Source organism: Paenibacillus sp. IHBB 3054 (assembly GCF_051594305.1).
Classification (GTDB): Bacteria; Bacillota; Bacilli; order Paenibacillales; family Paenibacillaceae; genus Paenibacillus_AQ.
On the sequence record NZ_JBOFBG010000149.1, the window covers coordinates 1 to 588 of the forward strand.

Consider the following 588-nt stretch of genomic DNA (forward strand, 5'->3'; position numbering starts at 1 on the left):
GAGCACAAGCTATTTGCAGGATAAGCTAACAGGCGAAAGGCTGAATTATGCAGAACAAAGCTTTGATGCCTGGGGAAACAAAATTTCAGCCTCCACCTATAAAGATTGGCCCGCAAATCAGCAAAAGATTAGCGAAGCCTATCGATACGATATCGCAGGAAGGGTCACAGGCTATACCGATCCGAACAAGAACCTGAATGAGGATGGAGTTACGACCTCCTACACCTACGATGCCTTAGGCCGTTTAATTGCCGTGAAGGACGCCTTGAACCAAACGACAACCTATACGTATGACGGAAACGGGCAACTTTCCAAGGTGACGATACAGGCCAAAGGCGGTACGCCGCAAACCTTAAATACGAAAACGTATAACGAGTTGGGACTGGTTAGCGTGAAGCAGGATGGAGCTTCGCAAATGGAAAGCTCCACTTACAACAACCTAGGACAATTAGAAACGAAAACAGACCGCAATGGCAGCACATTCGGGTATGTGTATGACGAAAGAGGCCAACTGAAAAAGAACACCATCCGCGGGATCATTAACAATGTAGCACAAACGCAGGAAACGAATGTGATTTTCGGTGACGG

The 588-nt window shown here is 47.1% G+C and carries 1 pseudogene; it reads left to right on the forward strand.

Annotated features, from left to right (window positions below):
* Positions 1–588, forward strand: a pseudogene (locus ACQ76X_RS36155) (RHS repeat protein); the annotation flags it as partial.